Below are 17973 nucleotides of genomic sequence, written 5' to 3' on the forward strand. Positions count from 1 at the left end.
GCCTTCCTAACCCTTCATATCCTCCCTGCCATATTCATCAGCAAAGCGGTATTTTTCCGGAAGCAGGAAGCCTTCCTTATCCATCCAGTTAAGAGATTCTTCCGATCCGCAAAACCGGCACATGGCCGTTTTATTCCTTCGGAATCCCATTTTTTCATATAGGGCAACCGTCCTGGGATGGGTATACAGGATCACATTCTGGCCCCTGACCTGATCAAGCAGCAGCTGAATCAGCTTTCTTCCGATCCCGTATCCCTGATATTCTTCATCAAGAGCGATGTTGTAGATGGCCGCCTGGCAGACGCCGTCGGATAAGGCTCTTCCGACACCAACGATCCTCTCCTTGTCATAGACAAACACTACGGCATAGCTGTTTGTAAAGATGGTCTCCTGATCCTTTGCAGACCGGTCTGATAATCCGGAACGCCGAAGCACATCGGAAACTTCCTGCCAGTGAATCTCTTCCCTTGTTATCTTGTATGAAATATCATTCATGGGAGACCTCCTGGTACTTAAATTTCTTATCCGGGTCTCGGCTCAAGTTCTCCCGCCCCGGCGGCATCTCCCAGCCGCTGACGTCTGGCCCCTTGGCAACTATGGAATATACATTACCCCACAGGGGTTTTAGATGAGGCGATAACTGATAGTGTTTTTTGTATACATCAAAATAGGTGCTCTCTTTTATCTCCGGTACCTGGTATAAATCTCTGGCATAAGGCCACAAGTTCCTGTACTCCACCAGCCTCTTTTTGTTTGCATGAAAAACCTGATGGTAAACTACGTCAAACCTTGCCAGAGTCGGATACAGCCTGATATCGGAGTCTGTGATATAATCCCCGAATAAAAACCTCTTTGTTTCCAGTCTTTGATCCAGGAGATCCATAGCCTCAAAAAATGCTTCGAATGCCTTTTCGTATGCTTCCTGGGATCTTGCAAAGCCAACGTCATAGACGCCATTGTTGATTCTTTCAAATATGAAATGGTTGAGTTCATCAATTTCCTTCCGAAGTTCAGCCGGATAAAGCTCCGGTGCCTCTTCCTTATGATATGGCTTCCATGCAGTCTCAAAATAGACCGGGATCCAGAAGTGGTCATTGTTCACGCCTCTGCCAGAGGTTGTATCTGCCAGTATGGGAACGGTGGGCCGTTCCCTGTAATCCCCCTTAAGAGAATCCCTGTCATAAATTTCTTTTAAATAATGGATTCCCAAAACAGGATCCAACTCATCCGGATCCTCTGTAAATACCCATCCTTTTGGATCGCGGAAAATTCCCGTTGTTCCAAGGCTGATCACTTGATCAAGTCCCAAAAGCTTTCTGGCTATTACAGCCTTATGTGCGTGAGGGCAGGCCGGCATCCACAGCAGCCGGTACCGGCCGGCTTCCACCGGCCACTCCCCTTCTTCCTTTCCAAATTTCTTTTTAAAGATATTATCCTGGATCTTGATTTCTCCATCCGCCTGAATCTGATGGCGGAATGTGCTCTCAAAAACCTCGATTCCTTCTGCCATATCCTTCCCCCTGTCAAGCGGATATTCGCAATCCGCTTCTTGATTCGGTTAAATCGCATAATCAGTGCCTTCCAGCATATGAATCTTTACTAAAAACTCCTTTAACCGTGGGTTTTTGGGATTATCAAAGATTTCTTTCGGTGTCCCGTCCGCTACGATTTTTCCGTTTTCCAGGAAAATGATCCGATTGGCCACGTTCCTCACAAAATTCATCTCATGAGTAACGAGGAGTATGGTGTTACCCTCCTGGGCTGCCTTTTTTATGGTCACCAGCACTTCGCTTACCAGCTCCGGATCCAGAGCCGAGGTTGGTTCATCCATGAGAAGCAGTTTCGGGTCCATGGCCAGTGCCCTTGCAATAGCCACTCTTTGCTGCTGCCCTCCGGATAAATGCCTGGGATAATGGGAAAAACGGTCCCCCATTCCCACCTTCTGCAAATGCTTTTCCGCAATGCTTCTGGCCTCGCTTTTCTTTAACTTTTTTACCACCATCAGCCCTTCCATCACATTTTCCAGGGCGGTCCGGTTCTTGAAAAGATTAAACTGCTGAAATACCATTTCCGTATTTTTCCGCAACTCCAGCTTTTCCCTGGCTGATTTTGTGGTAAGGTCGATTACCTGATCATTTATTTTAATGGTTCCCTTTTCCGGCTTTTCAAGCAGATTGATGGAACGGAGCAAGGTGGATTTACCGGTCCCTGATGGTCCGATGATGGCGACCACATCACCTTCATGAATGACCAGATCAATGTCATCCAGTACCACGTTATCGCCGAATTTTTTACTTAATCCCTGAATTTCTATAACGCTCACACTTATGCCTCCTTTCCCTATTCCTGCCCATGCTTTTTTGGCATAAAGGTATGCCCAAAAGACGTTTCTGCAGAAACCATTTCCGGTACACTCATCTTTTTCTCAAGGTATACAAACAGCCGTTCAATAAAAATTGTCAATACCCAGTAGATGAGAGCCAGAGAACAGTAAGCTTCAAAATACCGGTAGCTGTTTCCGGCAAGAATCTTGCCCTGTGCTGTTATTTCAACGACTGAACAGGTAAATGCAAGGGAGGTTCCTTTTATCAGACTTATGAGGGAGTTCCCTAATGAGGGGAGGGCCACTGTCACCGCCTGGGGGAACAATACCCTCCGGAATATCTGGAACCCTGTCATTCCAAGGGACTTGGCTGCCTCAACCTGCCCTTTTTCCACGGACTGTATGGCCACCCGTATGGTTTCCGAATCAAAAGCAGATTGATTAAGCCCCAATGCTACGATCGCAAAAATAATAGGCGGTATTCCATTTACGTTATAAGAAGTTCCATTGTAAAAGTTATAATATTTTAAAGCGATAGGAATTCCAAAGTACGTAAGATACAGCTGGACGATAATCGGAGTTCCCCGTACGACCGAAACAAATAAGGTACATAATTGCCGAAGGACCGGGATATTGTGAATTTTTACTACTGCGATCAAAAGCCCTGCCACCCAACCGATGATTAGGGCAATTGCCGTCAGCTGCAGCGTAACGGGCAAGTATTTCAGCAATGCGGGGATTTCCGTAAACACCAGCTGCCAGTCAAATATTTTGCTCATCTTGTTCCTCCGGTTTTATTTATAGGATGGGGAATAATCGGATCCAAACCATTTTAAGTTGATTTCCTTGGAAGTTCCGTCCTGGATCACTTCTTTTAACGCCTTGTTGATATCCTCTACCAGTTTCTCATTCCCTTTGCTGACAATTAAATAGCTGAAGGGTTCTTCCATTAAGTCCTTTGATAGGGTGTTGCTGATGGAAACTCCGTCCACATTAAAATTAAATTCTTTCTGATAATACTCAAACATTGGTTTATCCATTAAAACGAAATCATATTTCCCAGCTTCCACATCCTGGATCTGCAGCACAAGGTCCTCATCGCTGTATTCGATGGCAATGGGATTCTGGGGATTGGAGGTGTTATAGTTTTCCAGGGCTGTGGTAATATTGATTCCCGCCGAGGAAATGGTCTTTAAGCCTGCAAGGTCATCCCATGTCTCTATGCCTGCTGCTTTATCATTGTTCTTCGCAAAGATGGCAACGTACTCATTGGCAAAGATCGGGTCGGTAAATAAATACTTTTCTTTTCGTTTTTCATTCTTTGCAAAATTATTTACACCGATCTGGTACCGGTCGGAATCCAGACCTGCAAAAATAGATGGGAAATCGGTCACTTCGATTTCAAGCTTATATTGGGGGAGCCGGTCAAAAACGGCTTTGATCAGTTCAATGTTGTGACCGGTCAGCTGATTGCTGCTGTCCACAAAGGTGAACGGCTTTGGGGAACCGCCTGTTGCCGCATGAACGACCACCGGTTCCACCGTGGCGGCAGCCTCACTGCTCTCCTCCTGTTTTGTCGGTTCTGCTGAACTTTCTGTTTTTGTTGTTTCTTCAACTGCTTTGGTGGCTGACGCATTGGCACTGCTCTTGCATCCGGTCAGGGCTCCTAATACGGCCACTGCCGTAAGCACCCCTACGATTGATTTGCCTGCAATATTTTTCTTCATAATTTTCTCTCCTCTTTATAAAAATGATTTCCTTGGTTCTGTTATCTCCTTCCTCTGCCGGATGGAGTCTATGTTATTGCAATTCCTGGGGAACGAACCATAAGCCTGAGTTATTCTTTTTCATATACTCTTTCAATTCGTCTGAGTGATAAGCAGCTGCGATATCCTTTGCCCATTTTGTGTCTTTGTTCTCTTCTTTTACAACCACCTGTAAAATCAAATGATCCAAAATATCTTCTTGTAAAATGGCGGTAGAAGGATCGATGCCTGCATTGTAAACAATGCTTCCTGTGATCACTGCAAAATCAAAATCATCCAAAGCAGGCGGGATGTTTAACGAATCCATTTCCACAAAATTGATGTTGTACTTGTTTTCAATGATGTCGGATTGTTTTACCGTTTCAAGGGGAACATCCGGGTTAAGCTTAATCCAGCCAGCCTTTTGTAAAAGTGCATAAGCACGTGCCGTGTTGGATGCATCATTTGGCACTGCAACAATGGCACTATCCGCTATCGCATCCAAAGATGTATGCTTTGCAGAAAACAGACCGGCGGGAACGGTGGGTATGGGGGAGATGGGAACAAGGTTTCCATTTTGCTTATTGTTGAAATTTTCGGCATAGGCAGTATGCTGTTCCACGTTGAAGTCAATTTCACCTTCATTCAACGCTGTATCGTTCTGCAAAAGGTCTGAAAAATCAACCACTTCAAGCTTATACCCCTGCTTCTCCAGGATGGGCTTTACTGCATCTTCAAATAATACCGTATAGGGTCCTGCAGCCTTTCCGTATTTCAATGTTTTTTTGTCCTGGCCCAGCTTACTTTCGTTATTGGCTGAGCAGCCGGCGACAGTGACGGCAAGTAAGGCAGCGATGATAATTAATCCAATTTTTTTCATAAACAGGTTCCTCCTTTATTCACGTGCTCTGACACGTTTTGACAAATAATTTCCAATCCCCTGAATCAGCTGGACAAACACGATTAAAACGATTACGGTTGCAACCATTAAGGGAGTGTTAAATTGCTGATAACCATAGGTTAATGCCAGGTTACCGACACCGCCTCCGCCAATGGCTCCCGCCATGGCGGTTGCACCAAGGAGGCCGATAGTACCTGTGGTCAGGGACAATATCAGCGAGCCCAATGCTTCCGGCAGCAAAAAGTGCCAAATAACCTGCACAGGGGTTGCACCCATGGCCTCCGCCGCTTCGATGATGCCCTTATCAACCTCTAGCAGCGAGCTTTCTACCAGGCGCGAAAGAAATGGTGTTATGTAAAACACCAGTGAAACCAAAGCGGCCTGGGTGCCGATCCGGGTGCCCACAATGATTTTTGTTAAAGGCATTATTGCCACCAACAGAATAATATAGGGGACCGAGCGCACGATGTTGATTGTATAATTGATCAGTGCATAGACGACTTTGTTTTGCAGGATGCCGCCCTTACGTGTAATGGTAAGCAATATGCCGAGGGGAATGCCAAGAAATGATCCAAGCACCAGCCCCCAGAACAGCATATAAACGGTCTGGCCGGCTGCAATTACCATCTGATCGCTGGTAATGCCTAAATATTGCTCAATCATTGCGATCCTCCTCTCCCCCGGTTAAACGTAAGACTTCCACATAGACTCCGGAATCTTCTATAAATTGCTGCACCTCGTCAAGCCTTTGGGCAGGACCAAACACCTGCACAATCATAACGCTGAACACAACTCCCTGAAGTTCGCAAACAGTGGCAAACAAAATGCTGTTCTCCATGTGGTATTCCGCACTTATGCGGTACAGCAGCGGTTTTCCGGCAATATTTCCTTGAAAACGCAGACGGAAAATCCGGTTTTCTCCCTGATATTTAAGAATTTCCCGGGCGAGGCTCCCTGGTATGCTATCGTCAATCACAGTCTTTACAAAACTCCTGGTGATTATATGCTGGGGATCACCGAATACTTCAAGCACTGTCCCCTGCTCTAACACCCTGCCGTTATCCATAACCGCAACTTTGTTACACACATCACAAATGACGTTCATTTCGTGAGTGATCAGGAGAATCGTAACATTCAGCTCCCTGTTTATTTTTTTCAATAACTCCAGAATAGAATCCGTGGTCTTTGGATCCAGAGCACTTGTAGCCTCGTCGCAAAGTAAGATGCTGGGATTTGTGGCTAGGGCGCGGGCTATGCCGACCCTTTGCTTTTGACCGCCTGAAAGCTTTGACACATTGGTGTGAATTTTATCCTCAAGCTCTACAAACTGCAAGAGCTCTTTTACCCGCTTTTCTATGTCCTTTTTTGGCACTTTGTTTAATACCAGCGGCGCCGCTATGTTCTGAAAAACAGATTTGGACTGCAGCAAATTAAATTGCTGGAAAATCATGCCGATATTTTTCCTCAGCTTTCGTAAGTCCGGTTTTGACAGGGTGGTGATGTCCGTGCCGTCAACCAGCACGCGCCCTTCTGACGGACGCTCCAATAAGTTTACCAGGCGTACCAGGGTTGATTTACCTGCTCCGCTGAATCCTATCACTCCGAAAATATCGCCCTTTTCAACCGTAAGGCTGACCTGCCGCAAGGCATGGACCTCGCCGGAAGCAGAAGCAAACCGTTTACTTACGTTTTGAATTTCAATCATCGGATGCCTCCTCTTGCATAAGTATCAATTCACCGCTTTTTATAGAGAAAAGGGTCTTTTGTGCTAATGCTGCAAAATAATCAATGGCCGGCTTCAATGCATTGGTGTCAATTTGAAATTTCGGATGGTGGTTGGGATAGGACTCACCAGTTCCTATGCGAATGAAGAAACCCGGAATTTTTTCCTGGTAAAAGGCAAAGTCTTCTCCGCCGAGAGACGGTGAAGATGGTTTGACCTTCAGTCCCTGTTCTTTTGCAACAGCGGCAGCGACAGGCTCAAAACATGGAGCATTGTTTGTGGCAGGAGGCCCTGCAAGCCAATCTATTTCTGCTGCTGCACCTTGTGACAGTGCAATATGCTGAACCAGCGTGCGGAAGCGTTCTTCTATCAGCTTGCGATTGTGTCTGCCCATGGTGCGTACCGTTCCTTCAAGCTCTGCTGTCTGCGGGATTACATTCCATGTATTTCCCGCCGTGACACGGGTTATGCTGAGCAACCCCTGAGAAAACGGATCAATATTACGGCTGACGATGCTTTGGGCAAGGGTTACAATCTGTGAGGCCGTAAGTACAGGATCGATTCCGTCCTGAGGGTGAGCCGCATGAGTGCCTTTTCCGGTGAGCTTAATTGTAAACCGGTCAACAGCAGCGGTTACACTTCCGGAAACAATTCCTACTGTTCCCACCGGGAGAGTGATATCGGTATGCAGGCCGTAAATCCCGTCAACATCATCAAGAACCTTCGATTTGATTACTTCCAAGGCACCGACAGAGGATTCCTCGGCGGGTTGAAACAGGATTTTCACCTTTCCGTGCAAATGTTCCCGCTGCTCCTGTAATTCTTTTGCCACATACAGCATGACTGTGGTATGAAAATCGTGGCCGCAGGCGTGCATTTTTCCCGTTATGGCAGAGGCATAGGGTAAGTCGGTTTCTTCCTGCACGGGCAGAGCGTCGATATCGCAGCGCAGCGCTATCACAGGTCCGTCGTTTGCACCTTGTATTTCTGCTGCCAATCCTGTTTTTAAATCCAAATCCAGGATACGGATATTGTAATATTCCAAAAACTCACGTATTCGGCCAGTTGTCTCGTATTCCTCAAAAGAGAGCTCTGGATTTTGGTGAAACCAATGAAAGGTTTCTGTAATCTGGTGATAAAACGTTGAATCAGACATGAACAATCCTGCCTTTTCCAAATTTTACGTCTCTGTTATTAGGTTCATCCCAGATGGAAACATCCGGTCCCAGGGGAAGAATGTTGTATGGATTATGTCCATGGCTTCCCAGAAGATATCCTCTTTTTATGGAGTCAAAATCCGTGGCCTCTTTAAATGCCGGAATCGTATACAAGTCCTTTGCATAATTCCACAGATTATCAAAATCCGCAATGCGGTTCCTGTTTGTCTTATGGCTGAAATAGTACGCCACGTCAAACCGGGCAAGGGTTACGTATAACCGGATATCAGAATCAGTGAGCCGGTCTCCAAACAGATATCTCCCCTTTGAAAGCCGCTCTTCCAGCCAGTCAAGCCTTTGAAACAGCACATCATATGCGGTTTCATATTCTTTCTGGGACTGGGCAAATCCTGCTTTGTAGACCCCGTTGTTCACTTCATGGAACAATATCACGTTGAGCTCATCAATTTCCTTCCTTAAATCCTGAGGATACAGGTCCGGTGCTCCCGGCTTATGAAATGGCTTCCATGCGGTTTCCCAGTAATTTGTCAGACGGTGGTAATCGTTGTTGACCACTTTCCTGGTCTTTAAATCTACCACAGTGGGTACGGTTGCCCTTCCTTCATATTCCGGGTCCGTGGCTGCATAGATTTCCGGGAGATAGCGGATTTTTAAAACCGGATCCACGCCGCCCTCGTCAAGGGAAAATTCCCAGCCGTTCTCAGTCCTTACGGGACTTACCTTGCCGACGCTGATCACATCTTCCAGCCCCAGAAGCTTTAGGGCAATGACCTGTCTCGTGGCCCACGGGCAAAGGGGCGTCCATATGAGCCGGTAACGCCCGGCTTCCACAGGAAGCTCTCCCTCCCCTTCGCCAAAGGGTGTGACAAAATGGTTATCCTGCCTTACAAAAGCGCCGGTTTCAGATACTTCGTGGGTATCTTCCGTGGTCGCTACCTTTCCGAATCTCTCTTCTATTGCCATATTTTCTTCCTTCTTTCCTAAATTTGAGTACAAAAAAAGCAGATGCCCTCTGACACCTGCCTTCTATGCATAAAAGCCATGCACAGGAGTTTCAGGTTTCAAGACACAAGTAAAATGACCATTCCTTACGCACTTACAGCAACAACACATTGGCACCATCTTAACTCCTTTCCAAGCATTCTTATTTCTTCGTAGTGATATCATACCATTCCTATAGGTTTTTGTATAATATGAAAAAAATACAGCTGGTAATAAGATTATCTTATAACCAGCTGTTTCCCAAACCACCAGTCATTTTATTTCATGATGAAGATTTAACCAAGTCAGATACCGCGCAGAAAAATGCGTGATATCTGACTCCGAGGGCAGTCGCCAAAGTCAAGCTTGCTTGACCTTGACTCGTTGCCTTCACGAGAATAAGGGAGTGGACAGATACCGGTCACCGGAATCCGGAAGCAGGACCACAATGGTCTTTCCCTTGTTTTCCGGTCTTTCCGCCAGCAGCTTTGCGGCTTTTAATGCAGCGCCGGAAGAGATTCCCACAAGAATTCCCTCTGATACTGCAAAGGCCTTACCTTCCTTAAATGAATCCTCATTCTCAACGGTAATTATCTCATCGTAAATTCCGGTATCCAGGACTTCAGGCACAAAACCTGCGCCGATTCCCTGAATCTTGTGAGGCCCTGGTTTGCCTCCGGAGAGTACCGGACTGCTTGCCGGTTCTACCGCTACGATTTTGACATCCGGTTTCTTTTCCTTTAAATATTGGCCCACACCTGTAATGGTTCCGCCTGTGCCTACGCCAGATATAAAAATATCCACTTCACCAGCCGTCTGTTCCCAGATCTCCGGACCGGTGGTTTCCTTGTGCACTTTGGGGTTTGCCTGGTTTACAAACTGTCCCAGGATAATCGAACCAGGTATGCTGTTTTTCAGCTCCTCGGCTTTCTCAATGGCACCCTTCATGCCCTTTGCTCCTTCGGTCAATTCCAGTTCCGCACCATAGGCTTTTAATAAGTTTCTTCGTTCCACGCTCATGGTATCCGGTAGCGTCAGAATGGTCCGGTAGCCTTTGGCTGCCGCAACGGCTGCCAATCCGATTCCGGTATTTCCTGAGGTCGGCTCAATGATGGTTGCTCCAGGCTTTAGTATTCCTTTTTCCTCGGCATCCTCAATCATCGCAAGTGCGATCCGGTCTTTTACGGAACCGGCCGGATTTAAGTATTCCAGCTTCGCCAGGAGCGTAACGCCCTGGATTCCTTCCTTTGCACTGTATCTGTTTAATTTGAGTATCGGTGTTCCTCCAATGAGCTCCACTGCGCTTTCTTTAATTGTTCCCATATTCTTTACCTCCGTTTTTATATGATATTTAATATTTTGCTTATAAAATAAAAAGAAGCGGCTGCCAATTACGGCACCTGCTCCTTTGTTCCGCTGATAATATGAAAATTTCTCATATTCCAGGCCGTCAGGTATCATAACAAGCATTACAATAAAACTATATCATTATTCATACATACAGCCTGACAACAGCATTTATTATATAATCCATGATTTCCTGCTATCTTGATTTCCATCATAATGATCATCTCTTTTCATCACCTATATGTTTAATAGGTTTATATGTTATAATTATATTAATACACGAAGAGAAATGTGTCAATACCTTTTTACGATATTTTTGCAGATTCCCTTACCGGGCATTACTCATATTGCTATTTTCATGACATCGGTTTCTGGGGGATTCTCCTCTTTTTCCATTTTTTCTTATAAATCAGGAGAAATATGGTAACACTAATGGTAAACAAATTAGGAGGAATTAAAAATGGTCACATTAAAAGACAGCGTTACAAAAGAGAACCTTTTAAAAGCTTTTGCAGGAGAATGCCAGGCATGGCGCCGTTACGAATTTGCCGCGTCTCAGGCGAAAAACCAAAATCTTCAGGTTTTATACTGGCTTTTCCATTATACCGGAAGTCAGGAAAAAGAACACGCTGAGATATTTTATAATCACTTAAGAGAGTTTCATGGACAGGAAATCTCCATAAGCGCCGACTATCCCATTGACAATTCCAATAACATCCTGGAGCTTTTGCAGCTTTCCGCACAGCATGAAGCTGCAGAGCACGACACAATTTACAAATCCTTCGGCGATAAGGCTAAGGAGGAGGGATTTTCCAATATCGCAAATTCCTTTTATATGATTGCTGAAATAGAAAAAGTGCACAGCCAGCGTTTTGACCAGTATGCACAGCTGGTTCAAAACAATAAACTATTTGAGAACGATACGCCCACTGAATATATCTGCTTAAACTGCGGCCACATCCATAAAGGTACCAATGCACCGCAAGTCTGTCCGGTCTGCAGCCATAACCAGGGGTTTTTTGTCCGCAGGGAAGACTCTCCATTCGGAAAATAAAAAAGGACTTGCAGTATGGGCAGCCTAGCCTGGAAAAACGCCAAAAACCCGCATAAACATAATGTTTATGCGGGTTTTTAGCATGATTCATAACAGGAGCTGGTTCAATATCTCGGCTGGTGAAAGAGAAATTCCACCTTTTTTACAACGTCTTTATGGCTTTCTCTAAGTTCTCCAAAGCCTTTTCCAGAATAGACCGGGGGCATGCTGCATTGATTCTTTCAAATCCCTCTCCCACCGTACCGAACATGGCGCCGCTATCCAGCCAAAGCCCTGCTTTTTTTATGATTAGGTCTTCTCTCTCCCCTTCTGTCAGGCCCAGTTCCCGAAAATCCAGCCAGACAAGATAGGTTCCTTCCGGTTCTATAAGCTTGACCTTGGGTATTCTTTCTTTTAAAAATTCCCGTACATAGGAAATGTTCGCTCTTAAATACACCATAAGCTGATCATACCACTCTTCTCCATGGCGGTACGCCGCTTCGCATGCGGTTAAGCCCAGGGTATTAAGCTGACTGTATCCGGCTGCGGCTACCTGCCTGCGAAACCTTCGCCTCACCTTCTGATTTGCAATAAATATATTGGAAATCTGCAGACCTGCCAGATTGAAGGTCTTACTAGGCGAGGTGCATGTAATGGTCCTGTTTTTCAGTTCTTCGCTTAGATTGGCAAATACCAGGTGCTCTCCCTCAAACACAAAATCCTGGTGAATCTCATCGCTGACTACCAGAATATCTCTTCGGATGCAAATTTCCCCTAATTTCTCCAATTCCTCACGGCTCCAGACTCTACCTACCGGATTATGAGGATTGCAAAACAGGAATAACTTCACATGGAACTCCTCTGCTTTTCTTTCAAAGTCCTCAAAATCTATGTGATACCTGCCATCTTCTCCAAGATACAGAGAGTTATCCACGAGCACCCTGTCATTATCCTCAACGACTTCGCTGAAGGGATAATACACAGGCTGCTGGATCATGACTCCATCCCCGGGATCCGTAAAAGCCTGGACAGCCATGGCTAATGCAAATACAACACCCGGTGTTTTGACCAGCCACCTGCTTTCCACATTCCAGTGATGCTTTTTTTCCATCCAGTCCCGGATGGCCTCAAAATATTCATCCTGGACTTCACTGTAGCCGAAAATCCCATGGTTGACCCGCTCATGAAGGGCGTCCAGAATCTTTTCGGATACCTTGAAGTCCATATCCGCCACCCACAAAGGCAGCAAATTTTCCGGTTTCCCCCTTCGCAATGCAAAATCATACTTGATGCTGTTTGTATTTTTACGGTTAATGACCTCGTCAAAATTAATCGTTTCCTTACACATAAAATATCCGCTCCAATTCCCTTATCAAATCTTCCGCTTCCTCGATTCCCACCGATAACCTTAAGATCCGGTCGGTGACGCCGTTGGCCTCCAGAACATCTTTGGGCACATCGGCATGCGTCTGGGTAATGGGGTAAGTGATAAGTGTTTCTACGCCGCCTAAGCTTTCTGCAAAGTGGATCAGTTTTACTTCTTTTAAAATCCGATGGGCCAGCTCCTTTGACTCCACCTCAAAGGTAACCATGCAGCCGAACCCTGTTGCCTGCTTTTTACAGACCTCGTGACCGGGATGTGACTGGATTCCGGGGTAATATACCTTTGTGATCTTCTTTTCCTGGCATAACCACTCCACAAGCTTCCTGGCATTCTTCTCCCCGCGCTCCATCCGGATTGCAAGGGTTTTAATCCCTCTTAATATAAGCCAGCTGTCAAAGGGAGCCAGCCCGGAACCTACCGTTTTAATGATAAACCTGAGTTTTTCGGATATCTCCTCCGAGGAGGTGACCAGAAAGCCTGCGATGGTATCATTATGGCCGCCTAAATATTTGGTTCCGCTGTGGACCACAATGTCCGCTCCCAGCTTCAGCGGGTTTTGAAAATAAGGAGACAAAAACGTATTGTCCACGATTAAAAGCAGATGATGCTTTTTTGCAATCTCTGCCAGCTTGCCAATGTCTATGACATTCATCATAGGATTTGTCGGAGTCTCAATATATATTGCTTTTGTATTTTCACCTATCAGGTTTTCAAATTCTGCCAAGTCCCCGTGGGAACAGTCTACAGAACTGATTAAAATCCCGTTCTTCTTGCTGATATTATCGAACAAACGGATGCTGCCGCCATATAAATCACAGTCGGTTATTATATGGTCTCCTGGCTGAAACAATTCCATTAAAGCTGTGATTGCAGCCATTCCGCTGGAAAATGCAAGGGCATCCACCCCATTTTCAAGGGAAGCCACCACCTTTTCCAACTGCTCCCTGGTTGGATTCTGAAGGCGGCTGTAATCATAACCGGTGCTTTCCCCGATTCCCTTATGAGCAAAGGTAGCTGTCTGATAAATAGGAAAACTGATGGCTCCAGACTTGTCTGTAGTAACCCCTTCCCCATTGCCGTATAAACATTTTGTAGAAATCCCGTATTCCATATTCATTCCCCTCTTTCTCATGTTTGGAATCATACTTCTATTCTATCCATAAGTATACCAATGGAATACTGTCAATGGTTATTACTTAAAAACAATCACCTGCTATAGTTTATTTCTATTGCAAAAAGAATTTCATTTCATGGGTTGAATACCTATTCAACCCATGGTAAAATAGGTATTGATACACAAAATTGTTTTGTAAGGTGGTATACTATGAAAATATCGACTCGCGGACGCTACTCTCTTCGGATGATGATTGATTTAGCCGAGCATTATAACGAGGAATTCATTGCCTTAAAAGATATTTCCGAAAGGCAGAGCATCTCAAAAAAATATTTAGAACAGATCGTTCCTTTTTTAAACCGCAGCAATCTGCTCACAACCTACCGGGGCCACATGGGAGGTTATAAGCTGGCAAGGCAGCCCTCCCAGATAACCATCGGAGATATTTTACTCAGCTCAGAGGGCAGCTTAAATCCTGTCAGCTGCATGGACAATGACCCCAACGTATGCTCCAGGCAGGCAGACTGTCTGACCCTTCCTATATGGCAGGGGCTTTCAGAAGTCATTACAAATTATTTAAACAGCATTACCTTACAGGACATTCTTGACAGGTGTCAGGAGTCTCCTGAATATTATATTTAGCTCATCAGAGCACTTCATTTTCATACTTTTTCAGTTCCGCAATATATTGTTCGCCAAGGATACTTAAGGGCATTTTCCTCTTTTTTATATAACCGATCCTCATTTTATCATCGGTATTAAGAGGAATTGCCCTGTATTCATTTCCGTTTAAATCTTCACAGATAATCCCGGAACACAGGGTATAGCCGTTTAATCCTACCATAAGATTTAAAAGCGTGGCTCTGTCATCTGCCTTTATGATCTGCTTATATTCATAAGTGCTGAACACTTCCTCCGCCAGATAAAAAGAATTATTGTTTCCCTGCTCAAAGGACAGGCAGGGGTAATTCTTTAAATCTTCAAATTCAATCCGCTCTTTTTCTGCCAGTGGATTGCCCTTCCACAGAAAAACATAAATTCCGCACTGAAATAATTCCACAAACTCCAGCTCATTATCGTAAAGGATCTTTTCAATAGCTTTCTGGTTAAAATCATTTAAGTACAGGATCCCTAATTCACTTTTCTGGTTCCTTACATTTTCAATGACCTCAAAGGTTTTGGTCTCATGGACGGCGAACTCGTAATCATCCATACCGAATTCTTTTGCCATATGGATGAAGGCCTGGACGGCAAAGGTGTAATGCTGCATGGATACACTGAATTTCTTTTTGAATTTTTCCTTCTTTACGAACCGCTCTTCCATCTGGCGGTACTGCTCCAGCATCTGTCTGGCGTATCCAAGGAACTCCTCTCCTTCCGGGGTGATCACGATTCCCCGGTTTGAGCGCAGAAACAGCTTTAAGCCGATCTCTTCTTCCAGATCCCGGATGGTGCTTGACAGGCTGGGCTGCGTGATAAACAGCTCGGCAGCCGCCTTGTTCATGGATTTTTGATTTGCAATGCATATAGCATAGCGAAGCTGCTGTAATGTCATGGTTTCTCCTTTCCTCATAAAGGTATACCCGAATAGTATTCCCTGGGTTTAGCGCTCAAAGGGCTGCCATAGGAGTATGGCAGCCTGTTATTGGCCCTTTTGACCTGACGGCTATTGAACCGCCTTAAATGCTTCTTCTAAATCTTCTATGATATCAGCCGCATGTTCTGTTCCGATGGATAACCGTATGGTGTTCTGTTTGATTCCTGTGTCTTCCAATTCCTCTTCCGACATCTGGGAATGGGTCGTGGACGCCGGATGAATGACTAAGGATTTTACATCCGCTACGTTGGCTAACAGAGAGAATAATTCCAGCTGGTCAATAAAGTCTTTTGCTTTCCTGGCATCTCCCTTGATTTCAAAAGTAAATATGGAGCTTCCGCCATTTGGGAAATATTTGCCGTATAATTCCTGCTGCTCCGGATCTTCTGAAACGGAAGGATGGTGCACCTTCTCCACCTGAGGATGATCCTTTAAATACCGGGCCACCTTCAGTGCATTCTCCACATGGCGTTCTACACGAAGGGATAAGGTTTCTAAGCCCTGGAGGAATAAAAACGCATGGAAGGGTGAAAGGGCTGCTCCTGTATCACGGAGTAATATGGCGCGGATCTTTGTTACATAAGCGGCCGCTCCTACTGCCTTGGTAAAGCTGATTCCATGGTAGCTTGGGTTCGGCTCCGTAAGGGAAGAGAATTTTCCGGAAGCCTCCCAATCAAAGGTTCCGCTGTCAATGATGACGCCGCCAATGGAAGTGCCATGGCCCCCGATATATTTTGTGGCGGAATGGACCACAATATCAGCTCCGTATTCAATGGGCCTCACCAGATAAGGGGTTGCAAAGGTATTGTCCACAATCAGCGGGATTTTATGTGCATGTGCGATGCCAGCCAGCTTTTCAATATCAACCACGTCGGAATTAGGATTGCCCAGCGTCTCAATGAATACCAGCTTTGTATTCTCCTGAATGGCTTTATCAAAGGCTTCGTAATCAAAGGGATCCACAAAGGTCGTTTCAATGCCGTATTCAGGCAGGGTATGTTCCAGCAGATTATAGGTGCCGCCATAGATATTCTTGGCCGCTACGATATGATCCCCGTTTTTTGCAATATTTTCAATGGAATAGGTAACTGCAGCCGCGCCGGACGCAACTGCCAGGGCTGCTACTCCGCCTTCCAGGGCTGCGATCCTGCGCTCGAAGACGTCCTGAGTAGGGTTTGTCAGCCTTCCATAAATATTGCCTGCATCAGATAAGTTGAATCTTGCCGCAGCATGATCGCTGTTATGGAACACATAGGAAGATGTCTGGTAAATAGGAACTGCTCTTGCATCAGTGACCGGATCCGCCTGTTCCTGCCCAACATGTAATTGTAATGTTTCAAACTTTAAACTTCTCTCAGCTCTCGTCTTCTTAGCCATATGAATTTCCTCCCAAATATTTTATGTTTATTTATTCATATCTTCTTAGTAGGTATTATACCTTGTTTCATGCCTAAGTGTTAATAGATAGAATTATGACCTGGTTATAGGAAAAACCTATAACAAAGTCAGTATAGACTTCTGTTCCAAGCTTCCTGCTTATCCATCATATATCCATGAGTTTTGAATATACATATACAAATAATAATGAGGACAATAACCTATGAATGAACATTATCCCTTTGTGAACCTGCCGCTGCCGTATCCATATGATGCACTGGAACCCTACATAGACACGCAAACCATGTACCTGCACCACGACAGGCTGCAGCAACGGTATGTGGCGAATCTTAACGGGATCCTGGCGAATTATCCCCAGCTGCAAAACAAGTCTTTGGAGGAGCTGCTTTCAAACACGGAAAGCCTTCCTTCGGAGGTCCGTCAGGGCATCATTAATAATGCTGGAGGAGTTTATAATCACACCATCTATTTCTTTGGGATGACCAATTCCATGACAAGGACCCAGGCTGAAGTATTGTATCCTGCCATTATACAATACTTTGGAACGGTGGAACAGTTTTTTGATGAATTCAAAAGGTATGCACTGGCTATATTTGGATCCGGATATGCATGGCTGGTGGTGGATTCCAACGGCGTGCTGAAAATCGTAACAACACCAAACCAGAATTCTCCTATCTCAGATGGCCTTTGTGTCATTGCATGCATCGACTGCTGGGAGCATGCCTATTTTTTGAAGCGGTTCAACGACAGGGCCGCGTACATAGAAGACTGGTTCCATGTGGTAAGCTGGGAGGCAGCGGACGATCGTTACAAAGCATGCGTCAACGCTACATCTTAATATTGACGGGCCGGATTATAAAATTCAAACATTTTCAATTGCTGTATTAAAACCTTCAAACCGATGATTTTTGAGATTGTCTGTTTGAAGGTTTTCATTTATCCTCAGAGATTCTATTTCCCATAAAATAATTACTGGTTCATTTCTGCGACAAAATCCTGGCTTTTGGCGGTTAACTCAATCCAGGCCGTACCGTTAAACGGAACCTTACCCCTGTCTAAAACCTCCAAAGCCAGGCGGCTGGTCAATGCACCACCGGCCTGGCAGTTGGCATCAATTGCAGACTGGCGCATTGCGATTTCTAAAATTCCTTCATTGGTCATATAACTTCCTCCTGACCGGACATTCTAATAATCAAAAAGAGGAACCGGCAAAGCGACTCCTCTTTCCTTTTCTAATGTAAAATCCCTT

19 protein-coding genes are annotated in these 17973 nt (G+C 45.2%); 3 read left to right on the forward strand and 16 right to left on the reverse strand.

The window, feature by feature from the left end:
* Positions 1 to 6: 6 nt before the first annotated feature.
* From AC27IJ_RS13335 to cysK, 11 genes are all read right to left on the reverse strand, one after another.
* A complete protein-coding gene (locus AC27IJ_RS13335; protein WP_312503861.1) occupies positions 7 to 495 on the reverse strand; it encodes a GNAT family N-acetyltransferase in 489 nt (162 codons plus the stop codon).
* On the reverse strand, positions 488 to 1510 hold the full coding sequence (locus AC27IJ_RS13340; protein ID WP_487149286.1) for a glutathione S-transferase C-terminal domain-containing protein: 1023 nt from the start codon (positions 1508 to 1510) through the stop codon (positions 488 to 490). Before AC27IJ_RS13340 ends, AC27IJ_RS13335 begins: the two co-directional genes overlap by 8 nt.
* Before the next feature lie 48 nt (positions 1511 to 1558).
* The gene (locus AC27IJ_RS13345; protein ID WP_312447007.1) at positions 1559 to 2323 is read right to left on the reverse strand and encodes an amino acid ABC transporter ATP-binding protein; all 765 of its coding nucleotides are present in this window, start codon (positions 2321 to 2323) and stop codon (positions 1559 to 1561) included.
* A gap of 17 nt (positions 2324 to 2340) precedes the next feature.
* On the reverse strand, positions 2341 to 3102 hold the full coding sequence (locus AC27IJ_RS13350) for an amino acid ABC transporter permease (protein ID WP_487149288.1): 762 nt from the start codon (positions 3100 to 3102) through the stop codon (positions 2341 to 2343).
* Positions 3103 to 3117: 15 nt separating this feature from the next.
* Positions 3118 to 4050 carry a transporter substrate-binding domain-containing protein gene (locus AC27IJ_RS13355; protein ID WP_487149290.1) on the reverse strand — a complete coding sequence of 311 codons (933 nt, stop codon included), beginning with the start codon at positions 4048 to 4050 and terminating at the stop codon, positions 3118 to 3120.
* 73 nt (positions 4051 to 4123) lie between these two features.
* Positions 4124 to 4948 (reverse strand): MetQ/NlpA family ABC transporter substrate-binding protein, encoded by an 825-nt coding sequence (locus AC27IJ_RS13360; RefSeq protein WP_487149292.1) that lies wholly within the window; start codon positions 4946 to 4948, stop codon positions 4124 to 4126.
* A 15-nt stretch (positions 4949 to 4963) separates the two neighbouring features.
* Positions 4964 to 5632 carry a methionine ABC transporter permease gene (locus AC27IJ_RS13365; protein WP_312447000.1) on the reverse strand — a complete coding sequence of 223 codons (669 nt, stop codon included), beginning with the start codon at positions 5630 to 5632 and terminating at the stop codon, positions 4964 to 4966.
* On the reverse strand, positions 5625 to 6674 hold the full coding sequence (locus AC27IJ_RS13370; protein ID WP_312446998.1) for a methionine ABC transporter ATP-binding protein: 1050 nt from the start codon (positions 6672 to 6674) through the stop codon (positions 5625 to 5627). Before AC27IJ_RS13370 ends, AC27IJ_RS13365 begins: the two co-directional genes overlap by 8 nt.
* A complete protein-coding gene (locus AC27IJ_RS13375; protein WP_487149295.1) occupies positions 6667 to 7848 on the reverse strand; it encodes an amidohydrolase in 1182 nt (393 codons plus the stop codon). Before AC27IJ_RS13375 ends, AC27IJ_RS13370 begins: the two co-directional genes overlap by 8 nt.
* The gene (locus AC27IJ_RS13380) at positions 7841 to 8833 is read right to left on the reverse strand and encodes a glutathione S-transferase family protein (RefSeq protein ID WP_487149297.1); all 993 of its coding nucleotides are present in this window, start codon (positions 8831 to 8833) and stop codon (positions 7841 to 7843) included. The genes AC27IJ_RS13375 and AC27IJ_RS13380 overlap by 8 nt, the downstream gene beginning before the upstream one ends.
* Positions 8834 to 9241: 408 nt before the next feature.
* Positions 9242 to 10174, reverse strand: a complete 933-nt coding sequence (cysK, locus tag AC27IJ_RS13385) for a cysteine synthase A (RefSeq protein WP_312446994.1) — start codon at positions 10172 to 10174, stop codon at positions 9242 to 9244.
* A 484-nt stretch (positions 10175 to 10658) separates the two neighbouring features.
* Between cysK and rbr the strand changes: the two genes are divergently transcribed.
* Complete coding sequence (gene rbr, locus AC27IJ_RS13390) at positions 10659 to 11252, forward strand: rubrerythrin (protein ID WP_312446993.1); 594 nt, start codon at positions 10659 to 10661, stop codon at positions 11250 to 11252.
* A 142-nt stretch (positions 11253 to 11394) separates the two neighbouring features.
* On the opposite strand, the gene AC27IJ_RS13395 is transcribed toward rbr, so the two are convergent.
* Complete coding sequence (locus AC27IJ_RS13395) at positions 11395 to 12579, reverse strand: MalY/PatB family protein (RefSeq protein WP_487149300.1); 1185 nt, start codon at positions 12577 to 12579, stop codon at positions 11395 to 11397.
* Positions 12572 to 13726: a trans-sulfuration enzyme family protein gene (locus AC27IJ_RS13400; protein WP_487149302.1), complete on the reverse strand. Its 1155-nt coding sequence runs from the start codon at positions 13724 to 13726 to the stop codon at positions 12572 to 12574. The genes AC27IJ_RS13395 and AC27IJ_RS13400 overlap by 8 nt, the downstream gene beginning before the upstream one ends.
* A gap of 213 nt (positions 13727 to 13939) precedes the next feature.
* Here AC27IJ_RS13400 and AC27IJ_RS13405 point away from each other — a divergent pair, with 213 nt between their 5' ends.
* Positions 13940 to 14371 carry an RrF2 family transcriptional regulator gene (locus AC27IJ_RS13405; RefSeq protein ID WP_312446988.1) on the forward strand — a complete coding sequence of 144 codons (432 nt, stop codon included), beginning with the start codon at positions 13940 to 13942 and terminating at the stop codon, positions 14369 to 14371.
* A 4-nt stretch (positions 14372 to 14375) separates the two neighbouring features.
* Here AC27IJ_RS13405 and AC27IJ_RS13410 read toward each other — a convergent pair whose 3' ends face one another.
* Both AC27IJ_RS13410 and AC27IJ_RS13415 read right to left on the reverse strand, forming a co-directional pair.
* Positions 14376 to 15284, reverse strand: coding sequence for a LysR family transcriptional regulator (locus tag AC27IJ_RS13410; RefSeq protein ID WP_312446987.1), 909 nt, complete (start codon positions 15282 to 15284; stop codon positions 14376 to 14378).
* 111 nt (positions 15285 to 15395) lie between these two features.
* Entirely contained in the window at positions 15396 to 16703 is a 1308-nt protein-coding gene (locus AC27IJ_RS13415; protein ID WP_312446985.1) for an O-acetylhomoserine aminocarboxypropyltransferase/cysteine synthase family protein, read from the reverse strand.
* Positions 16704 to 16926: 223 nt separating this feature from the next.
* On the opposite strand from AC27IJ_RS13415, the gene AC27IJ_RS13420 reads away from it, so the two are divergent.
* On the forward strand, positions 16927 to 17562 hold the full coding sequence (locus AC27IJ_RS13420; protein ID WP_312446983.1) for a superoxide dismutase: 636 nt from the start codon (positions 16927 to 16929) through the stop codon (positions 17560 to 17562).
* Positions 17563 to 17693: 131 nt separating this feature from the next.
* Here AC27IJ_RS13420 and AC27IJ_RS13425 read toward each other — a convergent pair whose 3' ends face one another.
* A complete protein-coding gene (locus AC27IJ_RS13425; protein ID WP_312446982.1) occupies positions 17694 to 17885 on the reverse strand; it encodes a hypothetical protein in 192 nt (63 codons plus the stop codon).
* Positions 17886 to 17973: the final 88 nt, after the last annotated feature.

This window comes from Lacrimispora sp. YZC11 (assembly GCF_057543815.1).